Annotated in this window: 6 protein-coding genes; 2 read left to right on the forward strand and 4 right to left on the reverse strand. The window is 53.7% G+C overall.

Annotated features, from left to right (window positions below):
- Both TU74_RS22555 and TU74_RS23870 read left to right on the forward strand, forming a co-directional pair.
- Nucleotides 1–404, forward strand: a 404-nt coding sequence (locus TU74_RS22555) for an IS3 family transposase (protein ID WP_048375663.1), incomplete at its 5' end; no start/stop codon positions are given.
- Nucleotides 405–453: 49 nt separating this feature from the next.
- Complete coding sequence (locus TU74_RS23870; RefSeq protein ID WP_193790976.1) at nucleotides 454–870, forward strand: YaaC family protein; 417 nt, start codon at nucleotides 454–456, stop codon at nucleotides 868–870.
- Between the two features lie 67 nt (nucleotides 871–937).
- Here TU74_RS23870 and TU74_RS22565 read toward each other — a convergent pair whose 3' ends face one another.
- The 4 genes from TU74_RS22565 to TU74_RS22580 all read right to left on the reverse strand — a co-directional run bounded on the left by TU74_RS22565 (nucleotide 938) and on the right by TU74_RS22580 (nucleotide 6,743).
- Entirely contained in the window at nucleotides 938–2,398 is a 1,461-nt protein-coding gene (locus TU74_RS22565; protein WP_048377702.1) for a tyrosine-type recombinase/integrase, read from the reverse strand.
- A gap of 288 nt (nucleotides 2,399–2,686) precedes the next feature.
- Nucleotides 2,687–3,838, reverse strand: coding sequence for a tyrosine-type recombinase/integrase (locus TU74_RS22570; protein WP_241485602.1), 1,152 nt, complete (start codon nucleotides 3,836–3,838; stop codon nucleotides 2,687–2,689).
- Nucleotides 3,739–4,155, reverse strand: coding sequence for a hypothetical protein (locus tag TU74_RS24850; protein ID WP_241485603.1), 417 nt, complete (start codon nucleotides 4,153–4,155; stop codon nucleotides 3,739–3,741). The genes TU74_RS22570 and TU74_RS24850 overlap by 100 nt, the downstream gene beginning before the upstream one ends.
- Before the next feature lie 47 nt (nucleotides 4,156–4,202).
- Complete coding sequence (locus TU74_RS22580) at nucleotides 4,203–6,743, reverse strand: toprim domain-containing protein (RefSeq protein WP_241485604.1); 2,541 nt, start codon at nucleotides 6,741–6,743, stop codon at nucleotides 4,203–4,205.
- Between the last annotated feature and the right edge of the window lie 188 nt (nucleotides 6,744–6,931).

A 6,931-nucleotide genomic window follows, 5' to 3' on the forward strand; every position in this document is an offset into this window, starting at 1 on the left:
TTGGTTGGTCAATGAAGTCGCAGATGACCAGCGACGTAGCCATTGATGCACTGCTGATGGCGGTTTGGAGACGTAAGCCGAAGCAAGAGGTGATGATCCACTCGGATCAAGGCAGTCAGTACAGCAGCTCAGACTGGCGAAGCTTCTTGAAAGCTAACAACCTGGTAGCCAGCATGAGTCGTCGAGGTAACTGCCACGACAACGCTGTAGCGGAGAGCTTTTTCCAGCTGCTAAAGCGGGAGCGGATCAAGCGTAAAATCTACACTACACGCCAGGATGCTCGGGATGATGTGTTCGATTACATCGAGATGTTTTACAACCCAAAACGACGCCACAGTTTCAACAATCAGCTGTCACCGGTAGAGTTTGAAAAGCGTTACGCAGCGAGCCTGGAGAGTGTCTAGGAAACTAGGGGCGATTCACTACGCTCTTTTGATAGATGAGTCTGGGCGAATGACTATGGATGATATTGCTGCTTTTCCTGGGGCAATTCGCGAGATCATCCAAGTTTCGTCTAGGTCATCAGCAAGCCATTTCCGTGTGGCAATTGATCATCCGGAGTCGAGTATTTGGTGGGATGCACTTCAGCTACATCACAGTCCATTTAAAAGACATGCGCTAATGCTGCCTCTCTTTGGAACGATAAATGAGTATCGAGCGACATGTTTGGTGTTGCTCTATGCGTTGTCCATTCTGGTTCGCTATCGTCCAAGCCTATGGCGGCAGATACAGGAAGGGGAGCTTGATCATTTCAGGTCACTGATCGAGACGTTTCTCTCAGCAGTTGAGCGCATTCTTCCAGAACAGTTTCTGGAGAAAATTACGGGGCAGTCGATCTCTGTCCATCAACCCGGCTCGTTTTTTTCCTAGGATGGTTGAAGACCCTGAGCATTCCTCCGTCCGTTTTTAGTTGGAATCTTCGGGAAACCCACTTTGATTATCCGATTGAGGGCGTCTGGGATCCATTGGCGGCGTAGTCTGGAAAAGACATCATCGACTCAGTCGGTGTGTGCTCATAGGTTGAGGACAGCACTGCACTGAGGCGATCACCCAATAGGTTCCAGGCGCGCTTCTTTTCTTCGGCATAATCGTGATGCAGGTAGTGGCGTCTCACCCGAGAGCCGGCCAACACATGGTTTTGGCAGCGATCGATGACGTCCAGGCTGACCCCCAAAGCCTGCATCATGGTCGCGCCCGTGCGGCGCAGATCATGCGGCGTCCAGTCGCCGTTTTGGCCGTCGGCGAGGACCAGCGTGTCGTCGTGACGCCTTCTTGAGAGGGCCTTGCGGTTTTTGAACCGGGCCTGGCGATCACCGACCTGTTTACTCACCACTTTCACGTCCACATGCCCATCATCCTGCTTGTTCGGAAAACACCATTGTGAGTCTCCCGTCAGGGTCTTGAGTTCTTGAAAGAAATGCAGGGCGAAGGGGGAGAGGAAGACATGGTGGTCCTGCTTTTTGCCGCGAGTGCCTTTGACGTTTTCGCTGGGGAGAAACCAGGTCTGCCGGTCCAGATCGATATTTTTCCATTCGGCCTGCAGCAACTCGCCGATCCGGCACAGGGTGCCCAAGCTGATCCAGAGCGCAAGTTGGGTTTCCTTCTTTAGCGGCCGAATGCCGTCGTACTTTTGACCCGCGGGGAGGGCGTTGTAGTCGGCGGTCATTTGCTGGAAGCGGTTGTGCAGTTCCAACAGCTCAGCCGACGAAAGGATCCTGCTTCTTTCGGCCTCGTAGTCGGCCGGGATCAGGGGGGAGATGTCGACCAGCTCAGTTGGATCACCCTCGATCAATAAGGCCCGCCAGGGTTGGCGCTTTCTAGCCCAGCTGAACATCTGGGTGAGGTCGGCGAAGAAGCTGATGGCTTGCCGGTGAGCGCCGCGGTTGACCACGGCCCGGATCAGCGCCCGAACATCGTGTTCGGAAACATTGTTCACCGCTGTCTTGCCGAGTGCCGGAAAAAGGTCCTTGTTAAAGCGTCGTTGCAACTCGGCATTTCCGTCTTTACGCGCCACGCCATCCAACAGCCAGGCCTTGGCCAGATCCTGGACGGTCAGTATTTGCACCTTGCGCGTCCTCTCCTGTTCGGCCTCAACGTTAGCAGCGGCATGCGCCTGTGCCTTGGCGGTCTTCTTGTGCTCGTTGGGATTGATCTGCTCATCGATGAGCGCACGGGCCTGGTTGCGGGCCTTGCGGATGTCCGTCAGGGATTTGCGCGGCCAGGACCCGCAGGAGTACTCTTTGTTTTGGTCGCCCCACCGATAGCGATAGAAAAAGCTGACCGACACGCCGTTCTTGCGCACTGAGATTCGACCGGCCAGATTGCCATCCTCCCTGAGTATTCGGCCGGCATCTTCAACGGTCAGCGACTCGAGTTCTTTGATGGTGATTTTAACCATAAAATAGGTTCCCCCTACTTTTACCCCCACAAAAACGCCGGCTCTTGATGGACGTTCCTGGACTCTCGTAGAGCAGAACACCGCTGGAGCTCAAGTAAATACTAGCTTAGAAAAATCCAAAGTAAAATTTTGGAGTCTTTCAAGAAGTATGAAAAAGGAGATGGGGTGCTAGGGGTCGAGTGTTCGAATCACTCCGTCCCGACCATATTTTTCAATGACTTAGCCACCTTTTGGGTGGCTTTTTCATTTCTACCCCAGTGACTTTTCGAGTGACCTTGGGTTTTCCTGCTATCCCTGCCTCCTCTTCAGGATCGTCAGCGCTGGTGCGCGTGAGTCGGTTACTGATACCTTATTTGCAGCCTCAATCAGTTGGTCCAGCTCTGCTGCTGAGTAATGACTGGTGATGCTGCCGTTCTTATGGCCGAGCAATGCTTTGCGATCCTCCTCAGTCACGCCTGCTGCACGCAGCCTTCTACCAAAGGTGTGCTTCAGGTCGTGAATGCGGATCCGGGCAAAACCATCATGTGCCGGCCGCAAATACTTCTCTTGCCATTTCTTCGCCGCCCTGACCCTGGCCTTCTTCCAGGCTGAGTCGTTCATGCGGTGAACCATCGTTTCGTCCCCGTCGCCGTCTGGCTTGCCGAAAGGGAAGACATACAACTTGTGCTGGCCGCGCTGCTTCTCAATAACTGACTTAGCCACCGTGTTGAGAATCACCAGACGTTCGTCCCGGTTCTTCACACCAGACCTTGCGCTTCGTCCGCCGAACCCGGCCGGAATCAAAAACACCGTAGTATCCAGCTCCGGTACCGCGATTTCCCAATCCCATTGAAGCTTGCAAACCTCCTGCTCGCGACACCCCGTGTTGACCTTGAACATGGCCATGGTCTGCAGGTGTGCCGGCAGCTCAGCGAACAAGATCGATTGCTCTTCCCAAGAAAGCGGGTAGGGCTTGCGGCAGTTCGTCTTCTCATCCAGCAGTGAGATCATCGGCACAACATCGAGCCATGGTCTGCGCTCGTCATCACGCCATTTGCGCGCGCACAGATTCAAAACCCGGATCACTCGCTGAAGAGCGATGTTCACTGTCCGATTAGTCACTGGCTTGCCCGTCATCGGCTTCAGCTTGGAGCTGATGTAAGGGGCCAAAGCATCATCATCAATATGTGTGATTGGCATGTCCCCAATGAACGGATCCAGCTGTGCCATGTACGTTGCCGAAATATGGATTGAGGCCTGATCCTTTACCTCTAGCAGGAAGCGAGTCGCCGCTTCCCGCCACGTTCTCACCTTCCTGACCCCGTACACCTTCTCCTGTCGGCGCTGTTCCAATAAATAAATCAGGTACTGCTCCGCTTCGGCGCGGTCACGAGTGCCAGTGCTTTCTTGAATTCGTTCACCTCGGTATTTCTTGTCGATCTTCCAGATGCCGCTCGGCATTTGCTGGAGCCCAGTGATTGCTTTTTGTGCCATTGCGTATCTCCTTTGGATCCGCCCTGGCGCTCGCTGCGGGGCCGATTGTTGTCCTGATTCGCTCCTTTTTCAATTGCCGTGGCCTGAACGTAGGCGTCGGCCCAAGCTTCAAGCTCCAATCGGTCGAAGCCAACACCCTGTTTTCCGATCGGGAATTCCCGTACGTGTGGCCGAACGGTTTTATTGAATTCGTCCCGGCACATGCCGAGATAGCCGTATGCCTCACCGGCGCGAATAAACCGCGGGAGGATTCGTGCAGTTTGAGCGGGTCTTTGATTTGCCATAACTTTTTCCATACCGTCCGGGGCGGCAGAAGTTGGGGAGGGTGGTTTCAGGCTGTCTGAAACATCCAGCACCGAACGGTTTTCGCTTTGTTGGCGGCGTCGACATCCCATGCCGAGCAAACATTTCTGTTCGTCTCTATGAACTTGGGACATTTGCTTGTTTTAAGGTGGCGTTTCAGTTCTGTCAGATCCGGCACTTTTTGGCGCTTCTCTGCGGCTTCCTTGGCGAAGTCGTTGAGGTTCACAGCAATTAGGCCGTCATTTCGGGAGTGGTTGAGTCCGCCCGCAGCACTGTTCAAGTACTCGTACAGTTCCCAGAATTCGACGACGATCGGGTGATCGGCGTTGATCGCCAACTGACGTTCTTTGGCCATGCTCTGGATCTCGCTATGGGCCGCGTCTATCTGATGCTTTTTCAATGGAATAACGTGAACCAGGGCGTCTATCAAAGCGTGTAACTGAGCGTGGTTTTTTGCGATCCGGACGGTGCGTATCTCCGGCAGGGCCAACAGCTGTTGTTCGTAGACTGGCACTTGCTCACGGACGGTCTGCATCACGATGCTTTCTTTCATCGTTGCTTTGATAAGGAACCCGCTCACGCGGTCGACCGGCATGCGCTCCAGTTTTTCCACCATTAATTTGGTTTGTGGCGTCTGACCTTCCTTCGTCATGGCGATATGCACCAGTCGTTGCAGGATGGGTTCGGATGCATTCACCGCATGGTTCTGGCCGATAACAACCGCCCCTCGGAAAGGGGGTTCACGGGTATCGTTACCGTTGTTTTTTACGCCAGTAGAGCGAACGCTCCGGCCGTTATAGGCGGTCTTGAGTTCGTCCCAGTCGTATTGCTTGGTCTGGCTACCGTCCGTCTTTTCCCGCTCTGACTCGATGAGTACAACCGGCAGGTTGCCTACCTGGGCGAAGTTCCGCGCCCGAGCAACTGGCGTGCCTTTGGTTGGGTCAAAGCCCTCATAGTCGATACGGCCACACATTTTCCACAGGAACTCGATCAGCGTGGACTTGCCTGCGCCTGGCTCACCGATGATTTCCATGAAGGGGTAGCTTTTCTGGTGCTGGCGGATCTGTTCAGCAAACAGTGACCCGAACCAGAACGCGAGTGCGACCAAACCTTTGGCACCGAAGCACTGCCAGATGATGTCCAGCCATTCTGTGTCGAACTTCTCCAAGTCCGTGTTCAGGTTTAGAATGACCGACTGGCTCAGGGTCTTGATGCTCAACCGATCCATATCGAAGAAATCTTCTTCGTTCAGTTTGAACACTTTTCCATCGCGTACTGCCACGTCGCCGTAGATGTACGCGCCGTGTTCACGGGTGTAGCCGGTGAAGTCGATGGTTTGCACGGTCTTGAGCGCGTCGGTCTGTTCTTCAATGAACGCATCCAACTGTTGAGTGGTGCCGGTGAACATGCCGCCAGGGGCAATGCCAAGCAGACGCTTTTTAAACTCTGCTGAGGATGCGATTTGTGAGCTGGTAAAGGTGTTTTTTATCGGCGCCGCGTCGTGAGCGAACGTGATCCGGAAGTAATACCAGGACTCGTCGGTTAGCTTGTTCTCTTGGTAATACAGTGCCTTCGGGTTGCAGGTAGCAATGCGTTGTAACGCGCCGCATTGCTGCATTGCCTTGGCCCGCATCTGTTTGTTGTTCAACTGCTGATCGTCGTGGTGTTCGCTGTCTTCCAGTTCCTGAATCGCTTTGTTGTACTTCTCAAGATCGAGCTTGAACCAGTACAAACGATTGCCGAACTCCAAGTGAAATTCGCTCCGACGCTTCCAGTCGAACATCACCAAGGCTTTCTCAGTTGCGCTTTCAGCAATTAAAAGGGCTCCATGATGGCGAGCAATCGTCAGGTCTTTGTCTACCTGAACATCACGTTTCTCACCCTCATCGAGAAACTGCCAACGTTGGTGTAGATCATTCCAGTCAGACTTTTTGTTATCCCGCTGTGGGATTTGCGCAGCTTCACAGCTAAAGCCCAGCTCGCGAGCCATCCGAACCCAGCGCTTGGTATAGGCATGCGCGCCTGGTTCGTTATCAAGTGCCCACACAAGCTTGGGCAAATTGCCCGGTCGTGCGGCTGCGAGCGCTTGCAGCGAGTCGGCTGGGAAGGCATTCGAAGACATTGCGGATACAGCAGCAATGTTGTGATGAGCCAATGCGATCGCGTCGAATATGCCTTCGACGATCCATAACTCTTTTGCTTCTAGGACGTCCACGCAAGGTGGGCACCACCAAACGCCTTTGTATGACTCGCCCGGTTTGAATCTAGCTTTCATTTTGCCGAAGCGTGCTGGCCTGTCTATCAGTCGCTCCCAGTACCCACCTTTTTCAAGGGCAAAGCGAACTGTGGCGCTACCTGCTTCATGCTGAGTGGAGTAATAAGTTTCCTGCGTGAACCAACCGGCGATCATTGAAATATCAAAGCCGCGGGCGAACTCAAGATAGGCACGTGCAGTTGCTGTTGGTGCGTTTTCAGTCGCAGGTACGCGCTTGCTCCAATCCTCAAAGAGGTCGTCGTAAATCTCTTTGACGTGCACCGTGTGGCCACACTTTTCCTGCCGGCCACAGATGAGTTGCCACGGACTGTCGAAGCGGGTGTATAGCTCTTTTTTGTTGCACTTGGGACAGGTTTGTAGTGGTCAACTTATCCCGGACACGACTTTAAGTTTTTCCTCGGCCCGCGCTGGAGCCAACCCATCGTTGAATTGATGAGGCCTAATCCAATTGTAGCGATGCATCAAAAAATGGCTGATATCGC

Source organism: Pseudomonas lundensis (assembly GCF_001042985.1).
Classification (GTDB): domain Bacteria; phylum Pseudomonadota; class Gammaproteobacteria; order Pseudomonadales; family Pseudomonadaceae; genus Aquipseudomonas; species Aquipseudomonas lundensis.